General features: G+C 52.5%; 13 protein-coding genes. 8 read left to right on the forward strand and 5 right to left on the reverse strand.

Annotation, left to right across the window (positions count from 1 at the left end; genetic code table 11):
• On the forward strand, window positions 1-1922 hold a 1922-nt coding region (locus RBB63_RS12510; RefSeq protein ID WP_309384710.1), incomplete at its 5' end, for an autotransporter outer membrane beta-barrel domain-containing protein.
• 29 nt (window positions 1923-1951) lie between these two features.
• Here RBB63_RS12510 and cheB read toward each other — a convergent pair.
• Window positions 1952-2995: a chemotaxis response regulator protein-glutamate methylesterase gene (gene cheB, locus RBB63_RS12515; protein ID WP_309384712.1), complete on the reverse strand. Its 1044-nt coding sequence runs from the start codon at window positions 2993-2995 to the stop codon at window positions 1952-1954.
• A gap of 401 nt (window positions 2996-3396) precedes the next feature.
• On the opposite strand from cheB, the gene RBB63_RS12520 reads away from it, so the two are divergent.
• Window positions 3397-7650 carry a hypothetical protein gene (locus RBB63_RS12520; RefSeq protein WP_309384714.1) on the forward strand — a complete coding sequence of 1418 codons (4254 nt, stop codon included), beginning with the start codon at window positions 3397-3399 and terminating at the stop codon, window positions 7648-7650.
• Window positions 7651-7938: 288 nt separating this feature from the next.
• On the opposite strand, the gene RBB63_RS12525 is transcribed toward RBB63_RS12520, so the two are convergent.
• Window positions 7939-9114: a beta propeller repeat protein gene (locus RBB63_RS12525; protein WP_309384716.1), complete on the reverse strand. Its 1176-nt coding sequence runs from the start codon at window positions 9112-9114 to the stop codon at window positions 7939-7941.
• Window positions 9115-9195: 81 nt separating this feature from the next.
• On the opposite strand from RBB63_RS12525, the gene RBB63_RS12530 reads away from it, so the two are divergent.
• The 4 genes from RBB63_RS12530 to RBB63_RS12545 all read left to right on the forward strand — a co-directional run bounded on the left by RBB63_RS12530 (window position 9196) and on the right by RBB63_RS12545 (window position 16413).
• Entirely contained in the window at window positions 9196-10137 is a 942-nt protein-coding gene (locus RBB63_RS12530) for an AraC family transcriptional regulator (protein WP_309384718.1), read from the forward strand.
• A gap of 138 nt (window positions 10138-10275) precedes the next feature.
• Window positions 10276-11820 (forward strand): glycoside hydrolase family 5 protein, encoded by a 1545-nt coding sequence (locus tag RBB63_RS12535; RefSeq protein ID WP_309384720.1) that lies wholly within the window; start codon window positions 10276-10278, stop codon window positions 11818-11820.
• An 81-nt stretch (window positions 11821-11901) separates the two neighbouring features.
• Window positions 11902-14193, forward strand: coding sequence for a sodium:solute symporter family transporter (locus RBB63_RS12540; RefSeq protein WP_309384722.1), 2292 nt, complete (start codon window positions 11902-11904; stop codon window positions 14191-14193).
• Window positions 14194-14346: 153 nt separating this feature from the next.
• Window positions 14347-16413: an alpha-galactosidase gene (locus tag RBB63_RS12545; protein ID WP_309384723.1), complete on the forward strand. Its 2067-nt coding sequence runs from the start codon at window positions 14347-14349 to the stop codon at window positions 16411-16413.
• A 167-nt stretch (window positions 16414-16580) separates the two neighbouring features.
• On the opposite strand, the gene RBB63_RS12550 is transcribed toward RBB63_RS12545, so the two are convergent.
• From RBB63_RS12550 to RBB63_RS12560, 3 genes are all read right to left on the reverse strand, one after another.
• A complete protein-coding gene (locus RBB63_RS12550; protein ID WP_309384725.1) occupies window positions 16581-17357 on the reverse strand; it encodes a sugar phosphate isomerase/epimerase family protein in 777 nt (258 codons plus the stop codon).
• A 60-nt stretch (window positions 17358-17417) separates the two neighbouring features.
• Window positions 17418-18386 (reverse strand): family 43 glycosylhydrolase, encoded by a 969-nt coding sequence (locus RBB63_RS12555; protein WP_309384727.1) that lies wholly within the window; start codon window positions 18384-18386, stop codon window positions 17418-17420.
• Between the two features lie 129 nt (window positions 18387-18515).
• The gene (locus tag RBB63_RS12560; RefSeq protein WP_309384729.1) at window positions 18516-19733 is read right to left on the reverse strand and encodes a cation:proton antiporter; all 1218 of its coding nucleotides are present in this window, start codon (window positions 19731-19733) and stop codon (window positions 18516-18518) included.
• A 144-nt stretch (window positions 19734-19877) separates the two neighbouring features.
• On the opposite strand from RBB63_RS12560, the gene RBB63_RS12565 reads away from it, so the two are divergent.
• Window positions 19878-20294 carry a potassium channel family protein gene (locus RBB63_RS12565; RefSeq protein WP_309384731.1) on the forward strand — a complete coding sequence of 139 codons (417 nt, stop codon included), beginning with the start codon at window positions 19878-19880 and terminating at the stop codon, window positions 20292-20294.
• A 4-nt stretch (window positions 20295-20298) separates the two neighbouring features.
• Window positions 20299-21777 carry an FUSC family protein gene (locus RBB63_RS12570; protein ID WP_309384733.1) on the forward strand — a complete coding sequence of 493 codons (1479 nt, stop codon included), beginning with the start codon at window positions 20299-20301 and terminating at the stop codon, window positions 21775-21777.
• Window position 21778 lies beyond the last annotated feature (1 nt).

Raw genomic sequence — 21778 nt, forward strand, 5'->3', positions numbered from 1 at the left:
TTAGCAGCGAGGGGCTTTACCTGTCTTTTCAGGACGGTTGGGTCAACAGCGGCACGCTCCAGTCGAGCAACGGCGGGGTAGCGTCGCTTTATGGCGATGGGATCCTGGACAACACCGGCGGCATGCTTGCCTCGAGTGGCGGAGGCAGCGAGACGATCGTGGAATACGGGATCGTCGACGGTGGCAGCCTGAGCACGAGCGACAGCGGCAGAGTGGTCGTGACGAACGGCACGCTGAGCAACGTGACGAACGACGGCGAGACGTTGCTGCGTATCCGGGGCGAAGACGAGTATAGCGTCACGACGCCGAAGCTGAGCAACACGATCACGAACAACGCTTTTATCTACGTGGAGCAGACTAGCAGCTATTTTGGCAAGGCCGGGGTTGACGGCAGCGCGACGTTGACTGGGAGCGGGACGCTGGAGCTACTCGGCGCGGTGCTCTCCAGCGCGGTGGACTCGGGGTCGAACACGCTGACGAACGCCAGCGGCCACATCATCATGGGCAGCGGCGGCTTGGGCGGTGGCAGTTCAAACTTTGTTTTGCACAACGCTGGCTTAATCCTTTCAAATCAATTTGGTGAGCTGTATTTGGATCTAATGGCAGCAGGTTCGACGAACACCGGTAGCATCAGTTCGACCAATGGCAGCGCGTTGTATATTCAGGCTTCCGGAGTATTGGACAACACGGGCGGCTGGATTAATGCAATCGATTCTGGTAGCCAGACTTACATCTCGTATGGGGAAGTGCTTGGCGGTGGATTAAGTGCTGATTTTAGCGGCCAAATCATCGTGACTGGAGCTGCGATCAATGGCGTCACCGTTCATGGCGATGTCCGTTTGCAATCTTCTAGTGACGAGATCGATTTCGGTTTTTCACCACAAATCAAAGGCGATATTACCAACTATGGCACGCTGACTGTTGAGGACCTCGGCGCATATCCCTATTATGCGACTGCAAGCGGTGTGGTTTCCTTGCAAGGCAGTGGGGCCTTATTGTTGTCCGATGGGCAATTGCAGGGGGCTTCCGGGGTGGTCAGCTCATTGACTAATGCGGAGGGCCACACCATTGGCGGAACCGGCTACCTGGGCGGCGAGGATTTGGTCCTGGTTAACGAGGGTATTCTGGCGCCTGGCGCTTCGCCGGGATTATTATCTGTCTTAGGTGGTATGGAATTTACCGATACTGCGGAGTTGGCGATCGAGCTCGCGGGCACAGTGAGCGGCTCCGAGTATGATGTGCTGGATTACTCCGACGGCGACCTAACCTTGGATGGGGAATTGAGTATTACGCTGATTGACGGCTTTGAGTCGACGATTCTGTCCACCGACACGTTTACCATCGTTGAAGCGGGCGACAGCTCCACCTACACGGGGTCTTTCACCAATATACTTCCGACCGGTCGTGTGTTAACGGCAGATGGCGTCGGCTCGTTTGCGGTGGCGCTGAATGGCTCCACCGTGGTGCTTTCGGATTACCAGGCCGCGCCCCTTGCTCCTTCACTGATCGATGACTGGGCGTGGGAAGCGTTTGGCGACCTGGATCCGGCCACTGAAGACATCGTGTGGGGCGAGAATGCCAACCCCGATGGCGACCAGTTTATCAACCTGCTCGAATACGCTTTTGGCCTCGATCCTACAGAGGGGGAAATGATGATCAACCCAACTGAATTGAGCGACATGCCCGCAGGTCTGCAACTGCGTCTGCGTCAGCGTAAGGCGAGCAGTGATCCTTATTTGAATTATGCGGTGGAAATTTCCGCCACGCTTCTGGCTGGTTCCTGGTCTTCAGATGGAGTGACTGAAGTGCCCCCGCGCGAGTCGATTAATGCTGATCTCGAATGGGTCACCTACCAACTGCCAGAAATGGACGAGGAAGAGCCACAATTCGTCCGCGTGGACGTAACGGAGAGCGCTCCTTAGGGGGGAGCTGCTCGAATGAGATTTTCTGACTATTCGCCGCCCGCCATTTGCGACAAGCGGCTGAGAGCGGCGGGACCGATCATCTCGATGGATAGCGTTTCATGAGCGGCGCCTAACTCGACGGCGGCTTTGGGCATACCGTAGACAACACAGGATTCCTGATTCTGGGCGATGGTGCGCCAACCACGTTCACGCAGTGTTTTCAGGCCTTCGGCGCCGTCACGACCCATGCCAGTGAGGATCATCGCCACGCCAGGCTTGGGCCAATGAGAAGCCAGGCTCTTGAAGAAGACATCCACTGATGGACGGTTAACGAGGTGCGTGGGCTCGATTGTAAATTCGAATACGCCTCCGGTCCGAACGCGCATGTGGGCGTCGTGTCCGGCCATGTAGACGTTGCCAGGTTGAGGGCGCATCCCATGTTGGGCGAGCTGGACGGGCAGCTTGCAGCGGGCGTTGAGCCATTCGGCCATACCAGGCGCAAATTGTGGGTCTACGTGCTGCACAATGCCCACGATGCCTGGAAAGTCCTCGTCGAGGTTGGCCAGCACGGTGGCCAACGCTTGTGGCCCCCCTGTGGAGGAGCCAATGGCCAGAAATGGCGGTTTTTCCAGCCCGGTTACGCTGGGCATCGGGAAGGCTGGACGAGTGAGGCCAGTGCAGTAGTTGGGTTGTGTTTTGCCGGCAATGAGGCCGATGCGTTGGATTTTCTCCAGCAAGGGCTGTGCCCCATCCAGGTTGCCTCCAGCTCCTAGGGTGGGGGTGACCGTGGCGTCGAGTGCGCCATGCCCCATGGCCTCGTAGACTAACTCACCGTTGGCGCCCATGGAGGCAGTCACGACTAAAATGGGCACTGGACTGCGGGCCATGATTTCTCGTGTCGCCTCGGCGCCGTTCATTACCGGCATCACGAGGTCCATCAGCACTAGGTCGGGTGTATCTGCTTCGCAGTAGTCCACGGCCTGCTGTCCGTTTTCAGCAGTCCACGCCACGGTGTGGTCACCGTTGGATTCCACCACCCGGCGTAAACACTCCAAGGCGAGATTCATGTCGTTGACTAGGCCGATGCGCATGAGCAGAAAATACTACGGCCCTTTCTACCAACGAGTTAAATATGGGCGAACTTTTTATGCAGTAAAAATGCCCTAAGCGGCGCTACCGAATTCACAGCCGCTTGTTGCGATCATTTGCGGCCAATGCTTAAAGATCACTCAGCTAACGCCTTTTCAAACCGTGTATTAGAGGAGCTTTAGTCAATGGCCTGTTGCTCCGGTGTATGAGTGCTATGGTGCTAGCTGAGGGGCTCATACCCTATGTTTATGATGTTATAGTCTTGATAACTAGTGTTTATATGCTAGGGTCTTAAGCTATGCGTTTCCATCTGCTTGCGGGGCTTAAGTCACTACTTTTGCCTCTTTTCTTTTCTATCCTAACCCTTAACGCCGCGCATCCGTATGCCGCTGATTTACTCGGATTGCTCTATATAAATGAAACCGCCGTCGGGCGGATTTTCCTTTCCATTGATAGCGATGGCAACTTCTCGGACTTGTCCGGTGACTTGACGGGTATGGTCAGCGAAACGGGCGACATCACGTTCGACGCAAATGATTTTGGGTTCACCACGGCCTCGATCGATGGAAACTTTTCCTTTGTCGCGACTGGCTCGGACAACACGCTGAGCTATCGCCTGGAAGGCGAGAAGTCGGCCGCAGTTTTTTCCAGCGAATCACTGGATGACGTGCTGACGCAGACCAACCCGCTGAACTATTTTGCCGACGCCTCAGACCTGATCTACGATGGTTCTCAGTTTGTCGCGTTGACGAACCAATCCATTGCAGTGTCCACGGATGGTCAGAATTGGGAGTCACGCGCTATCGGCCTCTCGGGTGAGTTTACCCGTATTGCTTATGGCAACGGTGTGTATGTTATCGTCGGCGACGGTAATGTGGTGGCTACTTCGTCGGATCTGGAAACTTGGACGCTACGCAGCTCGGGCATTCCGGGGCTGGCACAGCAGAACATTGTGGAGGTTGTTTTCTTCAATGGTCGATTTTGGGCGGTCAACCTTCAATACGCGTACATCAGCTCGGCTGATGGCGTTAGTTGGACTCAGGAAACTCCTTTTCACACCTATTATGGGGGGTATTCCAGAATGGAGGTGATCAACGGTAAGCTGGTCGTGGCTACGACGCAGGCTGGGAACTCCGCCAACACGGTTTACTATTCGTCCACCAATGGCCGTGATTTCACTGGCCCAACTGCGGGCGTCAACATTGGCGGCACACCGGTTTCAATGGTTGCTGGTAATGGCGTTGTGTTGGCGGCGTCTTCTGGGGGCTTGGCTATTTCAACCGATGGGGTGACTTTTTCGCGAATCACTTCATCGCTACCAGCGTCCTACCCGCGTGCGATGGTGTTTGACGGCTCAAAGTTCGTAGCGAGTTGGTACAACAGCTTTCACACGTCGACGGATGGCGTCGCGTGGACTGCCAGCACGGGCCCAGGGGGCGACATCAGTGCGATGGCCGTTAATGGTTCCACGGTCGTGGCCGTGGGCGAAGAGCCTTTTCATTCCACTGATGGCGGCGCTACTTGGGATTACACTTCAACGAATTCACTGGGCAGCACACAAAGCTACGAGGTCGTTGCTGGCAATGGCGTCTTCCTTTTTCAGTCGACCGGCTACAACACCTATCTTTCAACCGATGGGGAAAGCTTCACGGATACTGGATTGATGTTGGATGGCATTGGGTACGGCAATGGCATTTTCGCCGCCTATGACCGCGCTAACGATAAGCTAATTTACTCCGTGGACGGCATTGATTGGTTTGACGCCATTGTGGCGGTCGACCCGTTATTTGTTTCTTACGGCGCAGTGGTTTACAACGGAGAGGTCTTTTATAAAAATGGCCTCGTTTCTACTGATGGCATTCATTGGGACTGGGCCGAGGGGCTCTCAACCTTCGGTGGAGAAGCCAAGCGTGGCGGCGGTGGTGAGCTGATCAGCTACGGCAATGGCCCGACTTACAACATCTCGCTGGATAATGGTGAAACCTTTCAGGGGCGTAATCTGAGCAATCAGCAGGCTCACGCCGCTGACTATGGCAATGGCCTCTGGGTTATGGGCTTTAGTAGTGGCTACTACGCATACGGTGAGTCGCTGGATTCACTGACCTCTGCTCGCTACACCGAGGGAGTCGTGTCTCCAGACATTCGGACCATGAATTTCCTCGGCGATATTTTTTATGGTTCTCTGGAAGATAATCGCGTGATCTTGTCGACCGACGGTCATAGCTGGGTTCCGAAGGCTTTTGGGCCGAATGTTCGCTTAGTGAGCGCCGCTCAGTCTGGCCCGCTGGGCATTCTTACAGGCGATGACGCCTCGGTGTTTACCGTCGATTTGGGTGGCTCTTATGCTCTGCCGGTCATCACAGCGGAACCCGCAGGCGTAGCTGCGGACGAGCTCGATCAAGTAACGTTGACGGCGACGGTGAGCAACGGCGCCAATGCGGCATATGTCTGGATAAAAGACGGCGTGCCGGTGGCTAACATCCTGAATGTGTCTAGAGCAGACACGGCTTCGATATCCTTTAACGGAATTCGCGCCGATCAGGCTGGTGATTACCGTTTGATCGTCATTGGTTCAGATGGTGGGGCTATATCTGATGTGGCCACTGTCACTGTAGAGCCCTTGGCAGTCTTCACCATGCAGCCGCAGTCCGCCACCGCGTCTGACGGCGGGAGCTATACCTTCATTTCGGAGGTCGACGACGAGACAGCGACCTTCCAGTGGTATAAAGACGGTGTTATTTTGCCCGGCGAAACAGATAGTGCGCTTTCTTTAAGTGAACTGTCCACGGCCAGTGCTGGGATCTACACAGTGGTGGCGACGAACGCCATTGGCCCACGGGAAAGCTTGCCCGCCGCCTTGAGCATCAGCGCTGCCGTGGGGCCGACGTTGAACACCAGCTTTATGGCGAACACGCCCAGCGCTTCGCCGTTTGCGCCCGGGTCGGACACCATGTACGCCTTTGCCGAGCAGGGCGACAAGTTGATCGTTGGGGGCAGATTCTCGATCACGGAGTTTCCACGCACGTCTAGCCTCATGCGCCTAAATGCCGACGGCACCCTGGACGATACTTATGTGGGCAGACAGATTGAATACAGCCCGCGTGGGGCTGCCACCGTGGAGGAAGTGGCTTTCGACAACGAGGGCCGTATCTACACGGGCGGCGATTATCAGTTCCCAACTCCTGGTGTCGCGGTTTACGACGCCAATGGAAATCTCGTGCAAACCTTCAGCAGCTACTACCGCCAGCTGGAGTACACATTGCTTCCCTACGGTTCACGCATGGTGGTGATCGGCAACATGTATCAATTCAATGGTTACTTTGCGCGTGCCGGCATCGCAGAAATCAATACCGACACGCTCACGCACAATACTAGCTTTACCAGCAGAACCAATTCCCAGATCGGCAATATGACGCCTCATTGCGGCGCGATGCTTAGCAATGGTAAAGTCATCTTGGCTGGGATCCATGGGGGCAACTTGAAGCTGATCCGGATTAATGCCGACGGCTCGCGTGACAATGCGAACTTCGCTGAGCCGATCATGGCTGGACCTTCCTCTGTTCGTTGTTATGAACTTGTAACCGATGATGATGACAATATCTTCGCGTTGTGCTATGGCGTAACGCAGGTTAATGGCGTAGACGTTGCAAATGGCGTGATCCTGAAGTTTGACGCCAATGGCGTGATCGACACCACCTTTGCTGGCTCCTGGGCTCCGGGTAGTGATACCTTTGCCCATATGGCCTATGTGGGTGACCGCACCTTGGTCGTTGGGGGCACTGGCGCCGTGGCTCTGAGTACAGAAGATGGCAGTGTGTTGCCCGTTAACTTCGGCGCCGGTTCGAATGGCACTTACTACCTGGGCTCGATACAGGGGATTCAGCGACTGTCCGATGGTTTTGTGATCGGTGGACAATTTACCTTGTTCGATGGTCAAAGCACCAACGGCATCGCCTACTATCAGATTCCGGAGGATACCGGGCCGTCGCTGCCATTGACCATTGTCAAGCAGCCGCAAAGCGTGGTGGAGCGCCTTGGCCAGCCTGGTCGTTTGGTCGTTGCTGCGACTGGATCGGGCCTGTCTTATGAGTGGTATCACGATGGCGTCCTCGTCGATGGGGAGTTTTCTAACCAACTCGAAACAGACGCCCTCGGAGCGGGTGACTCGGGTCTCTACAAGGTCGTTGTCTACGACAAGGACGGCAACTTTGTGGAGAGTAGTGAAGTCAGCGTGACGATCCCTGATGCGCCTGTGCCATCGAGCAGCTTTGCCGATTGGGCTGAGTACAACTTGCCCCCAGGCAGCGATTTCACCCTTGGCGGCGACCTTAATGGCAATGGTCAGCCAGACGGCTTGGATTTCGTCTTCGGCTCTGGCGTGCGTCCGACGAGCTCCATGCAAACAGGCAGTCAACTTGGACTTGGCAACGACAAAGAATACTTGACCTTTCAAGTGCGGCGTCGTCGTGGCGATACCGGTCTCAACGTTTCGCCCAAGGCGGCCCCCGACCTCGCTGGTCTAGCCAATGGAGGATCGAACGTGCAGCAAGTTTCATCGATGGTGGACGGCGAGTTTGAGATTGTGACTTACCGCGCCACGTTCTCCATCGACGACACGGGAGCTGCGTTCTATATGATTACGGTCGAAGAAGATTAAACTTTGCATCGCAAAGCTTAATCTAGCTCAGATGAGTTGAATCGAATCAATCCTTCACCTGATAAGCCCGATGTAGAGGGCAAAGGCACTCTCTTTATAGCCGCCTCGCGCTTGGTTGCGCGAGGCGGCTAAACACATTTCATCTAACTTGGCCGATGAGGCCGCAGTGTTGGAGACTCAGTTACGGACTGCCTGCCCGCTCAATTGCCTCCGCCTTGTGTTGAATTCATTCTCACCCCACTTGAGGAGGCAATTAAAACTGAAACTGCTCTAACATTGTAGGCCGTGTTATTGGAAAGGATTCTGTTCTGAATCGGTGAGCTTCAATGATCGAAAGTTTTCGATGCGATGAAAAGTCAGGTAGTTGGCGTCGTGTTGGTTTTGCGCGCCGCCCTGATCGTCGTCCCACGCTGTTCGACTGACGGCGATGATATCGTCGTCTTCAAACAGCCAATCTACGTATTGGAACCCGTGGCGGGATGGGTCCGGGTGATAAAGTGCAACGTAGCGGATTTCCCATTTGCGGACATCCTTAGAGCAAGCCAGAGCCAGTGTGTTGCGACGGAACGTTTGCTTTTCGCAGTCGCTGTGTATTGGTGGAACGGCATTGCATAGTGTCCAGTACTTATTGCTTTGGGCATCATGGCGAATAGTGAATTTCGTGGCGCCGCCTGGGAGGTCGATGAGGTCTTCTTCTGGATTGAACTGTAAGGCATTTCCATCGGCATCGAGTGTTACGATGGCGGCTTTTCCAGCATTGTTATAGTCTACGCGCAATACATTGCCGATGTTGTCGTTGGGCATCACGACGGCGTTGCCTTCAAGCCATCCTCCGAAGTTTCCGTCGAGCCAATGAGGCGAGTGTCTGAGCACTGGTGTGAAGTGCCAGCTGTCTCGGCGGAGCAGGTTTGAGCCGAGGGGAGCGGACATCATGATCGGGTTGTAGCGCTCACCCCAGCGCGTACTGCCAGTTGCGTCTTCAACAGCGCGCCAGATCCGGCCATTGCTAATCGCGAATGCGGTAGGAGCGGTGTGATATTGTCCAAAGGGAGTGAGCAGGCCATTGGTGGTGTTCGTCGGATTAGTCCATGTATAACCGCCATCGTCACTGCGTCGAATGACTAAATGGCCGTGATGATGCGTTGGGCCAAACAGGTATAGTGCGCCATTATGCAGGAGTAAGCTGGACCAAAATGCGGGTGTAATGGTTGCGATTTTTGACCAATTGACGCCGGCGTCCTCGCTGCGAAAAATTACAGTCGTCGCTGCTTCGTGCTCCTTCGTTTGTGGTCCGAAAAAATCATGGCTCGCGATATACACGTTGTTATCTAGTTTCGCGATGCTGGGCGAACCGATGTATTGTCCCTCCTTTACATAGGCGTGGTCAATGATGCGACCTGGGGGCGGGGCGATCTCTGTTGATGGGGACTCGGCTTCTTGGGCCTTCTTGAATGGACTAAGCATAGAGCGAAAGGAGTTTTAAATTGCACTTCATGCTTAAAGCATCAGCATGTGTATAGCGCTTGGTATAAGGATCGTCTAATTGTGAGTATACTGAAAGAACTCAGCCTTAAACATGGTGGTAAATATACCGCACAATCTGGTATGTGGGGGTTGCCGCCGCGGGACTATTGGCTGATTTTCGAGACCTTCGACGTTATTCCATCCGGCTACGTAGGGCGGGCGGCGCAGATCCACAATAGTTGGGCGATGCGAGGCCAGGTTGAGGCTGGTGTCCGGCGGGACTTACAGTGCTATTCGTTGGTGTTCATCACGGAAGGTGGCGGCACGTTTGTCGATGAGTCCACCAAGCGAGAGATGCCGGTTCAAAAAGGTGATTTGCTCTGTTTGTTTCCTGGGCGGCCACATGCTTATGAGCCGCTGAAGGGTAAGTCGTGGAATGAGATCAATGTGGAGTTCGTGGGGCCAGTATTTGATGCGTGGGTAGGCGTTGGTTTACTGGATCCAAATGAGCCAGTGAGGCATTTGGTTTCATCAGGAAGCGACGCGGAAATTTCCCAGTGGTTGGAGCGATTCTATGACGTCCTTTTTCCGTTAGCTTCGCGGACTGTGTCGGAGCCTAATTTGGCTGATGCTGGACGCATGATTAACCTGATTGCCGCGATGTGCGCGACTTGGCAATCCAACGTAATGAATGAGGAAGTTGAGTGGGCTAACCAGGCAAGAAAGCAACTTCTGGAGGCGCCTCTCGAGCAGAAGCCTGACTACGTGGCCTTGGCGCGCACGTTTGGATTGGGCGAGCAGGCTTACCGAAAAAAATTTAAGAAATTATGTGGTGTCAGTCCGTTTGCGTTTCGGTCTCGTCAGCAGATTGAGGCGGCATGTCATGAGCTAATGTCGAGTCACAAATCGATTAAAGAGATTGGTTATGACCTCGGATTTGGCAGTCTGTTTTATTTCTCGCGCAGGTTTAAGCAAGTGACAGGAATGACGCCTGGGGAGTACCGGAAGCAAGCTTGCGAATGATGAATTTTATCGGGTTTTATTGGGTGGCTTATTTGCTCTTTGATTTGGAAGGGATGATACCAAATCAGACAAGCTTAGGCGCCTTTATTGACGCTGTTACGGGTTGCGGCAGACAGAAAGCCAAGCTTGGCTAAGGGCATGAAAACCCCTGTTTATCTTGTAACTACGTTCTTCGCCCTGCTGTCGTTTGGGGGCTCTCCAGTAAACTCCGCAACCGAAGTGTCTGGTCCCGTTCCCGAGATCAGAAATGAGCACATGGGTGTCTGCACGCACTTTGTTCGAAAGCGCGGGATGGAGCATTGGGATCCTGAAAAATACATGCCGCTTGTCGCCGAACTCGGCGTGGGGTGGATCCGCGATGAGGTGCTTTGGTCTCACATTGAACGCAAAAAGGGCGAGTACCAAATGCGCGAGAAAGACATGGAGTGGATCAACCTTGCGCATGAAAATGACATCAAGATAATCCTGACTGTGGCAGGTGGAAGCAACTTCTACGGCAGCGATCATTTTGATCCAGAAGGTTATGCCAAGCTTTGCGCCTACTTAGCAGAAGAATTGAAGGGGAAGGTGGACGTGTTTGAAGTCCAAAACGAACCGTTTCACCATTACGCGTCACATTATGGCGAAGGCACGGCCAAAGGGGGCGATTGGTACGGGCTAAAGAATGGAACTTTGGAGGTTCAGACTTGGGTCGAACGTTATCGCGTCATGCTCAATTCCGCAGCCGACGCCATTAAGGCGGTGAATCCTGAGGCAAAGGTTATTGGGTTAGGTTCGTTTCCTGCGATCAATTACCGGCAGTTGGAGGCTGGGCTGTCTAAAAATGTAGATGGCATTACCGCTCACCCATACAGCTACCGAGTCGTACCTGAAATTGTGCCTTATAAAGATAATGAGAAAACGATTATTAAGAACGGAAATCGGCGTGTAACGGATGAAGACGGATCGTTTGCTTCTTTCGTAGAGATGCAGATGGAGTTTTCTGCGGAGCACGATGGGCCGGATGAAATGTGGCTCACTGAATGGGGCTACAGCAGCTTTCGCGAACGTTGGGACGGTGACCCGAATCGTTGGGGTGGCAATTACTGGGGCTTCAATGACAAGGCAGTGGCGATATACGCACAGCGTCGTTTTCTAGAAGGAATGGGTGTTGGCGTGACGGTAAGCGTCTACTATGAGCTCTTGGATGATCTTTATGGCCAGGATGATCCGTTGAAGGCGGAATCCAACTCTGAAAATCACTTCGGCATGATCACTGCTGATGGGGAGAAGAAGCCTGTTTACTTTGCGATACAAAGTGTGGCTAAAGCCACTGCGGGATTCACGGCTACGGATGATTTGGAGTACGACATCGAAATCGGAAAGCCTCGATTGGATGGTGCGCCGATTCATTGGTGGTCGGGTTCTACTCTGGAAGCGCCAGATCGTATTCGCTCTTATCAATTTAAGGATTCTGATGGTAGTCGAGTTATTGCCCTATGGTCTATGGAGCGTGTAGGTGACCGTTCGGCGAGAGCCGCAAACGTGCACATTGCGGTTCCTTATGAGGGCATCAAAGTCGAGGTTACCGATTTATACACGGGTGAGAAATATTCGCCGCATACCGAAGAAAAGGATGGGCAAATATTTTTGCCGCACTTTGCTGTTCCGGCGCATGTGGTGTTAATCCGCTTAAGTCGATAGCAATGATTGCTGGATAGCTTTTCTACCGCCCGAGGCTGGCTGGAGAGATAGCTGTTCGTTGTCTCAGGAGATTGATTTTCGATGCATTGGATAGATTGGATCATTGCGATTGTCCCCGTATTGCTGGTGCTGTGTCTAGCCGTTTACAGCCGAAAGTATGTGCGCGGAGTGGTGGACTTTTTAGCGGCTGGTCGTGTGGCTGGCCGCTATGTGCTGTCAGCTGGCGACCTCACTGCAGGCCTCAGTGTAATCACCCTTGTCGCACTGGTTGAATCTAAATACCAAGTCGGCTACGCGCTGTCCTTCTGGGAGTACCTCACTGTTCCGGTTGGAATCATCATGGGGTTGACTGGGTACTGTGTATATCGCTTTCGAGAAACGAGATCTTTGTCGATTGGCCAGTTCTTGGAGATGCGCTACAGTCGCTCGCTACGCATCGTCGCTGCGACCTTGCGAACGCTTTCGGAAATGGTGACCAATGCAATTGGTCCGGCGGTAGCAGCTAACTTCTTTATTTATTTTCTGGGTTTGCCGCACAGTGTTACGATCTTCGGCATTGCCCTACCTACTTTTGGTTTACTGGTTGGGCTTTCGCTGTGCGTTTGCATGATCGTTATTTGGCCAGGAGGGCGAATTTCATTGCTGATATCGGATGCGATACAAGGTCTGCTCTGTTATCCGATCTTTGTCGTTATTGCGGGCTATGTATTTTTGCATTTTGGTTGGTATGACACGATTGGGCCAGTCATGATGGATCGAGCACAAGGTGAGAGTTTTATCAATCCTTTCGATATCGAAAAGCTCCGTGACTTTAACATTTTTGCGTTGTTCGTGACGATCATGGGCAGCATCATTAACCGGGCTAGCTGGATTGGCAATGACAACACAGGCAGTGGTCGAACGCCACATGAGCAAAAGATGGCGGGTATCCTTGGCACATGGCGAAGTCTCTACGCCTGGCTCATGATGATGTTGGTTGTAGTGATGATTATCACGGTGATGACACACCAGAAGTTCGCCACTGAAGCTCATGAGATACGCAATGAGCTTACTCAAAAAGTAGCGATGGAGGCGGTCAGTGATCCAATATTAAGAAATCAACTGAATGTTGAGCTATCAGCAATCCCGCTTCCGACCCACGCCATTGGTAACGATGCGCCTCTCTCCCGTGATCGCAATATAGACACCCCTTACATCGAGATTGCGGAAAAGACGCTAGGAGGCACGCCAGAGGGGAATCTAGAATTTCAGAAATTTCGCACGCTTTACCATCAAATGATGTTGCCGGTTGCACTGCGGAATATATTCCCGGTTGGGCTGATGGGGCTTTTTTGCCTGCTCATGTTGATGCTGTTGATTTCAACAGACGACTCACGTGTGTTTAACGCCTCATCAACCATTGTGCAGGATGTGATTCTGCCTTTCAGAAAGACGCCATTCACACCGAAGCAACACTTGCTTGTGCTTCGCGTTACCTCGGCATTGGTAGCCCTATTCTTTTTCGTAGTTTCAATCTTCTTCGTTCAGATTGATTACATCCTGATGTTCACCGTTATCATGACGGCGCTATGGCTCGGAGGGGCTGGCCCTATCATGATCTTTGGTCTTTATAGTCGTTTTGGCAATACAGTGGGTGCCTTTGGCGCATTGATATTTGGATCTGGCTTCTCTGCAGTTGGTTTGGTGTTGCAGCGTAATTGGGCTGAAACTATCTATCCCTGGCTAGAGTCGCATGAGTGGCATATGCCCATTGGCAGTTTTCTGGAAACCGTTTCTGCTCCATTAAACCCATATATCGTTTGGGAGATGGACGCGGTGAAGTTTCCGATCAATTCTTATGAGCTGTATTTTATGGCGATGATTTCAGGCATTGCAGCTTATGTCGTTGGTTCATTGCTAACCCAGCGTGAACCATTCAATCTAGATCGCTTACTTCATCGTGGTGAGTACGACGTGGCGCACGAATATAAGGAGCCGTTTCAATGGAGCGTGCGGAACGCTCTTAAGAAACTAATCGGGATTACGCCAGAATATACGTTGGGCGACCGGATCATTGCGTGGTCGGTCTTTGGCTATGCCATCGTTTATAAATTCGGATTCTGCTTTATCGGGGTGCTGATTTGGAATGCTATCTCACCTTGGCCGTTGGAGTGGTGGAGCCATTATTTCTTCGTAACCAGTTTGGTTGTCACGGCCGTACTGGGCGTGATTTCGACGATTTGGTTTTTAATCGGCGGCGTCATCGACATACGCAAGCTCTTTCGAGATCTGGATGCTCGCATTGATAACCCGCTGGATAATGGCATGGTCGATGGGCACGTATCTTTGGTGGATAAGAAAGCATTCGGTGAAAGCAGTAAGAAAAGTCTTTAGCGCCAATCGCGTAAGTCTCGCCGAAATGTTTGGTCCGCGTCCCAGTAATTAATGCGCTCAATCGCTATGGAGGATTATGTCTCAATATTGAACGGCTTACAGCTAGAGTTGGTCGCAAATGGTTTTGGTGGATGTGAGTTGAGGCTCTGTCCAGTGAGCAAGCTTGAGGAGCGCGTCGTGTCGCGGACTCAGATCACCGGACGTCCTGAATGCAAAAGCAGCAATGCTGGCGTGGTAAAGCCGGATAGCGTGGTGCAGGTAAAGCTTGCCCAGGACGCTATGGATTTTGGATTTCTATCCGGGATCACGATGCAGGATAGCAAAACGACACATGGCTTAAAGCTCCTTGAGGTAGTCGAAACTGTTGCGAGCGATTCCAGCAGAGAAAGTTTAACCGTCGTGTTGGAAAACCCAGAATCCGGACTGCGCGTTTGTCAGCACATAGAGTCAACTAAGGTAGAGGGAACGCTGCGCTTGTGGACGTCTGTCAAAAACTGTGGGAGTGAGCCAATTGAATTAGAGCATCTGACTAGTTTTGTCATTTCGGACCTTTCCCCATTTGCTCAAGACGATGCTCCCGGTAGGCTTCGTTTACACCGGTTTCGTTCGTGGTGGAGTAATGAGGCTTTGCATACAGATGAGCTTCTGGAGGACATTCACCTGATCCGAAACTGGCAGGGAAATATGCTGATCAACGAGCGCTTCGGCCAAGTCGGCACGCAACCGGTTCGTAAATATTTTCCCTTTGTTGCGCTGGAGGATGCTACTGCGGGTGTGCTTTGGGGGGCTCAATTGGCTTGGGCAGGGTCTTGGCAAATGGAGGTCACCCGCCGAGCGGATAAAGTCTCGATCTCGGGAGGCTTGGCAGATTACGAGTTCGGGCACTGGATGAAAGTGTTGCGGCCAGGTGATAGTTTGGTGAGTCCTAAGGCGCACGTTGCCTGTGTCGCCGGAGAATTGACTGATTTGACGGATCGGTTGGTGCAGCTTCAGGAGTCATTGCTGCCTGAACCTTCGGATGCTGAGAAAGCGCTCCCAGTCATCTTCAATGAGTGGTGCACGAATTGGGGCGCGCCCAGCCATGATAAAACCATTGCCTTGGCCAAGCGTTTGCAGGGCTCCGGGGTGAAATACATTGTTATCGATGATGGTTGGGCGAAGCGACCACCGGAGGCGACAATGCAATCTAATGGCGACTGGATACTGGATACGGAAAAGTTTCCTCACGGCATCAAAGTTACTTGCGATGCGATTCGAGAGCTTGGATTTATTCCTGGTGTTTGGTTTGAGTTCGAAGTTTGTAATCCCGGTTCCGATGCCTTTGCGCAGACGTCACATCAGCTACATCGAAATGGGCGCGTGCTTACCGTCGGGTCACGTCGTTTTTGGAATCTGAACGATCCATGGGTAATCGATTTTCTCGACCAAAAGCTGATAAGATTTTTGAGCGAAAATGGCTTCGGCTATTTGAAGGTGGACTACAATGACAGCATTGGGATCGGTTGTGACCATTCGGACTCCATCGGTGAGGGCTGTCGTCAACAAGTCGAAGGGATATATAAAAGCTTCAGGCGAATCCGCGATGCCGTTGACGATCTAGTCATTGAGAACTGTGCCTCGGGGGGACACCGCCTTGAGCCGTCGATGATGGCGCTGACCGCGATGAGCTCGTTTTCGGATGCACACGAAGCAACGAACATACCGATCATTGCTCGACAGCTGCATTACCTTTTACCGCCTCGTCAATCACAAATCTGGGCAGTGCTTTACTCGGATGATAGCCCGGAGCGTCTTAACTACTCCCTGACGGCGACTTTTTATGGGCGGATGTGCCTGTCGGGGCCGATTCACGATTTAAGCGAAGCTCAAATGGCCGTCGTGCGCAAGGCAGTGGCGCTATACGGTGAGGCCGCGCCAGTCATCAAAGACGGGAAAACTCACTATCTTGGCAGCACGCCGAAAAGCTGGAGAGATCCAGTGGGTTGGACCGGTGTTTGCCGGATTAGTCGGGATGGGATGCAGGCGTTGGTTGTCGTGCATGAATACGAGAGAGCAACTGAAGGCGATTTAGAGATTTCGCTACCCTTAGATGGCGTCTGGGAAATTACCAAATCGCTTTCAGATGGAACAACGGCAGATCCTGAATTGAAGGAAACTCGTTTATTGTTTTCCGCCGGAAATAACTTTCGTGGGTACGTTACTTTGCTCCGCAAAGTTTAATCGTGCGTGGAGGGCTGGATCTTCTGGCTATGATTGCCCTTGGGCAGTTGACTGCGCTCATGAAATCGTAGGCAGGCGCTGCTGCGCCTATACTTATCTGATAGGCGATCGACTGTTTTGCCGTTTTCTTGAGTCCGCTATAGTTTGATGCAAAGTAATGGATTGAATCAGGAAATAAGGTTGTCCTTGATGTAATCAAAACTCATTTTGAGCGAGTCGAAGGGGTCTCCTGGACAAGTGTCCTGCTCGATGATATACCACTCGCAGCCAGAATTTTCTGCTGCTGCAATGATGGATTTGAAGTCTAAATTGCCGTATCCGATTTCATGCATGATCGGTTTGTTCACTTCATGTATGCCAACGTCTTTTAAGTGTAAGAGTGGTAAGCGTCCCTTGAGTCCTTCACACCATTTGGTTGGGCAACCACCGCCGAGTTGGACCCAGTAGGTGTCAATTTCAGCTTGAAGATTTTGAGGATCAGTATCGTCAAATATGTGCTGTAGGACAGTTTTGCCGCCGACTTTATAGAACTCGTTGGCGTGGTTGTGATAGGTGAGCACTAAGCCAGCTTCGCGAAGCACTTGTCCAGCGTGGTCGAGTTTCTTTGTTAGATCGGCAACAGCGCCTGGCTGGGTGAAATCATAGCCGGTTGGGAATGGATAAGCGGTGTATTGCGTGCCCAATTGTTTCAGGCGCTCCGCGACTTTTTCGGGCTCCGATAGAATCATCTGTGAGGGTTCGTGGGTTGCACAGATCGTAAGTCCGTTATCTGAACAAATGCTAGCAATGTCCTCCGGTGGCATAATGTCGTGGGCCATGCCAGATATCTGCACTGCCTGGAATCCAATGTCGGCCAGCTTGCGCATGCTTTTGCTGAAGTCCTGCGGCGTTTGAATGAAGTCGCGAATGGTGTAGGTGATTAGGGCTACTTGTTGTATCTTCATGGGAATAGTTGGGTTTAAGGTGGATAACGATTGAAGGGGGATTAAGCGTTGAAGCGGTCTCTAGTAATAGCTGGGCCCAATAATCGCAGCTCGACCAGTGGCTGCGTCTAGCGTCCATGTGGTGGGTGGCGGTAGGCGCAGGTTTCCTTCGCCAATCTCGAGCGGCATCCATAAGTAGCGCCCATCCCAGTGTTCTTCTGGTCGCCAGCGGTCGCCAACGTAGATGACCGTAGTTGTTTCACTGCCGACGACCTTGATTAAGTTGGTTGACTGCGACATCCAGGTAAGTGATTGAGCGGGGGCGAAGTCTTTAAATTCGGTCCAAGGCCCTTCGAGCTTTGGTGCGGTTGCATATTTATTGGCGTTGGGGAACCAGCCGGTTAGCTGGGAGCCAATGCAATAGTAAAGACCGTCGTGGCGGACTATTGCACCACCCTCCAGTGGCGCCGTGATGCGGCAAATCTCTTTGTCGACGTTCAGGTAGTCCTCGGTCAGGCTGGCTATTGAGAAACTACCAGTTGGGCGACTTTCAAATATCAAGTAGGGGGAGCCATCATCATCAATAAACTGTCCGATGTCTCGGCTTTCCATGTCGAAGGGGCGAAAGCTTTTAACGAATGTATACTCGCCATTAATGGTATCGGAGATTGCGACGCCGATCCGAGCTGCGCTGTAGTCAGACGCTCCGGGATATTCCTCCCCGTCTAGGTGAAAATACATGACGTATTTCCCTGTTCTGGCGTTTGGGTATACTTTCGGCCGTTCTAGCACCCACTTCTTGCCTAATGGTTCGGGCGCTGTGATCGCCAGCACCTGATTGCGAAAAGTCCAGTTTGCTAGATCGGTTGAGGAATAGCAGGAGACATAGCGTTTTAGGGGATCATTGCTTGCTGATCGGTCTTCTCCAAACCAAAACCAGGCATTGTTATGCCGAATAACTCCTCCGCCGTGCGCTTGTATGTGCTGACCTCGGTTATCTGGCCAAATCCTGCCGGGGTAAAATGTATTTTCTGAAATTAGCTTAGGCATGTCAGGCTCATCCTTCTGTTCTCATAATGGATTGCCAGTCATCACCTTAAAGTCAGTAAGCTTGTCCAAAAACGAATATCTTTGTCTTTATTGTACCCTCGTGAAGGAAAGGCTACGGCTGCCTGTGAGTCATGCTGTATGGGCGGGTTTTGCCGCCGTATGAGTTCGTGAATAGCGCTTCACCAGCGGCACCGCCGAAATACCGTGCAGCACAATGCTCAGTAGGACCGTTAGCACGATTACTGCCAGCATTTCGCGGTAATCTTCGTGCCCCAACTCTTCGATGAAAATAAGTAAATACAGTACCGAAGCAATTCCTCGTGGACCAAACCAGCCAATAAAAAGCTTCGTCGACCAGTCCATGCCAGTTCCTATCAAACTGATCAACACTGGTAGAAGCCGAATGATCGTTAAGCTGAGGATGGCGTAAATCAGCGCCGTCCAAGACCAGTATTCTACTGAAGCTGGAACCATCGATACGCCAAATATTAAAAACACCAGCAGCGAAAGTTGTTGAGCTTCGGCCTCACCAAACTCCTGCATCCGCTCACGGATTTTTGGCGCTCGCGCACCCAGAAATAGCCCTCCAAAGAAAGCGGCAATGAATCCGTTGCCGCCCAGGAGCTCAGCCAGGCTGTAGCAGATGATGGCCAGTGCGATGGAACCCAGGCGCTCAAAAATAGCGTCGGCCCAGCCCTTGCGATCGGCAAACTCGATAAGCCACCCGCCGACAAAGCCTATTGCAGCGCCGACAACCGGCCCAAACAACACCTGCTTTGTCGCGAAGCTTAGCCAGTAGCTGAGGTCCAGCGATTCACCCGTTGCCGCAACCGCCGCCATACAGGCCATGATGGCGGGTAGGGCGATGCCGTCGTTGAGGCCGCTTTCTACGCCGATTGAGTCGCGTATCTTTTGCGGCACGGCTTTATTGGTCACAACGGCTTGGCCCAGTGCGGCATCTGTCGGCGATAGGATAAACGCCAGGATGGCGGCCAGCCAAACGCCTTGGCTGGGAAACATGAAATACGCAATCACGGCGCCCAGGGCCATTGTCAACGGCAGGCCAATGCCCAGTAGGCGCGCCGGGATCCGGTATTCCTTTTTCAGCGCACCAAGGTTGAGCGTCGAAGCATCACAGAATAAAATGACAATTAGCGTGATCTCTGCAACCAGCGTTACGATCTCCGAGCTCATCTCCAAATCAAAGAGATCCAGGGCAAGCGGGCTGGCTAGTAGACCTGCTGCTGCAAAGAGCATGGGGCCAGATATTGGCCAAGTGCTGGCCTTGCGTGAGATTAAGCCATAGCCAAATAACAGGCAGGCGGCCAGAACGATTAGTTCCTCCATGTCAGGAAATTGCGATAGTAGATTAGAGTCAGTTCGTTGTGTCGCCTTTGAATAGCCTTGCCTCTCAGTGATTGCGAATCAAAAAGGAGTCTACCTCAAACGCTGCGGACTATGGTTAAAATATTGCTCATTGGTTGCATTTGCATGTCGCTTTGCCTCATCGCGCAAGGTGCTGTAGTGATCGGCATGATCCGGATTATTCAATTTTTAAAAAAGCGCCATCCCTTGGGTTCGACGCATCGGCATAATTTTCTGGTATTGCTTGGCGCGATGGCGGGTCTGCTGTTTTGCATTTTCTTTCAGGCGGGGATATGGGCAGCGCTCTTTGTCTACCTCAATGAGTTTACGAGTTGGTCGGCCGCATTTTATTTCTCGTTGGTTAATTTCGCGACGCTGGGTTACGGCGATATCGTGCTGACTGATGAGTGGCGCATCCTGGGCGCGATTGAGGCGGTGAATGGCGTGATGATGCTTGGGATGACTACCAGTCTGCTTTATGCAGTGTTTAACCATTTAATCATAGAACCAGTTAAGCAATCGATTGAACCTGAAATGCCTTAGCGCCATGTTCAATACCCGTATTAAAGAAGCCATCAAAGCCGCGCTCGCCATCGTGCTGACGTATTGGATTGCGCTTTCGGCGAGCTGGCTGAATCCGCACTGGGCCGCGTTGACCGTGGCGATGATTGCGCTGCCTACGGTTAAGGAAACGGTCCGCATGGGGCTTCATCGTTTGTTTGGCATCTTCCCTGCCTGCATTGTCGCCCTAGTCATCATTCACTTTGCGGCGCAGGATCGCTGGCTGTTTGTGACGCTCGCTTGCATATGGATTTTCTTCACCACATACCTGAAGCAGCTCGATCGCTCACGTGACATCTTTTGGCAAATCGCTGGCTTTACGGCGCTGCTTATTTTGGCCAGCAGCACTTCCTCAACGGCGTATTTTTCGGTGGCGATTTATCGCACCCTGGAAACGGGAATGGGCGTCGTGGTTTACAGCCTGGTCGCGATCTACGTCTGGCCACTGAGTGATTCGGAGGAACAGGCGGCGTCCGCACCTCCGCCGCCTCCGCAATCAAAGCGTTTCCCTACTTGGCAACTGATCCTAATTGACCGTGATTTGCTGGTGCGCTCTTTGTTTGCGGCGCTCTGTCCCTTTGCCGGTTTTCTGGTGTGGGTGTATTTTGATCCCGCAGGCCATGTGGGCTGGTTTATGGTCATGGGCGCGCTGGGGATGATCATTGCGCCGATGCCCTTCATTCGCGCTAGTATGTTGGTGGTTCCGCTGGGCGTATTTCTGGGCTTGGCTTTGCTGCTCTATGTTTTTGTCCTGCCGCGCTTAGAAAGCTTTTATCAACTCGGGGCGCTGATTTTTGTGCTGATTTTTTGCAACAGCTATTTCCTTAAGGGCGTGCCACGCATCCTGGGCGCTATGGCGATTGTGTTGGAGCTTTCCATTCGCAATGAGCAGGTTTACAACTTTCCGGCAATGGCCAACACCTACGTCTTCATCCTGCTTACATTTTTGTTTGTCTATGTGTTGTCCTACATGATGGGGTCGGCGAGACCGGAAAAGCAGGTGTTGAGAAAGCTGCGTCGGTTCTTCAAAGCTGCGGCGCACATCACTAGCGCTGACTACGGGCGTTCGGGCTTGCTGCACTATTTGGACGATCTTTATTGCGTGCGAGAGACGCAAACCATTCCGCGCAAGATCATGCCTTGGGTGAAGAGCATTCCGCTGAAGTGTTGTCCGGATAACACCGCTGAAAAGACTGAGCCGCTGCTCAAATCGTTGGCTGTCCTGAGCCCGCAATTGCTGACCATTGCTGATCGCTCACAACTGCCTCAAGCTCATGTCGAAACTTTGCAATGCAAAGTAACTGAGGCCTTGCTAGCTTGGTCGGGTGAGCCGGATTTGCCGGTCGAGTTATTGCCCACGAATGAAGGCGCACCCTTCAGCGGGGTGTTGCACTCTGCGCAAGGCTACGCACAAGCAGCGCGGGACATTAACTGGAGCCAGTGGCGGGAGGAGCGTTTTTCCTGAG

Source organism: Cerasicoccus frondis (genome assembly GCA_031296915.1).
Taxonomy (GTDB): domain Bacteria; phylum Verrucomicrobiota; class Verrucomicrobiia; order Opitutales; family Cerasicoccaceae; genus Cerasicoccus; species Cerasicoccus frondis.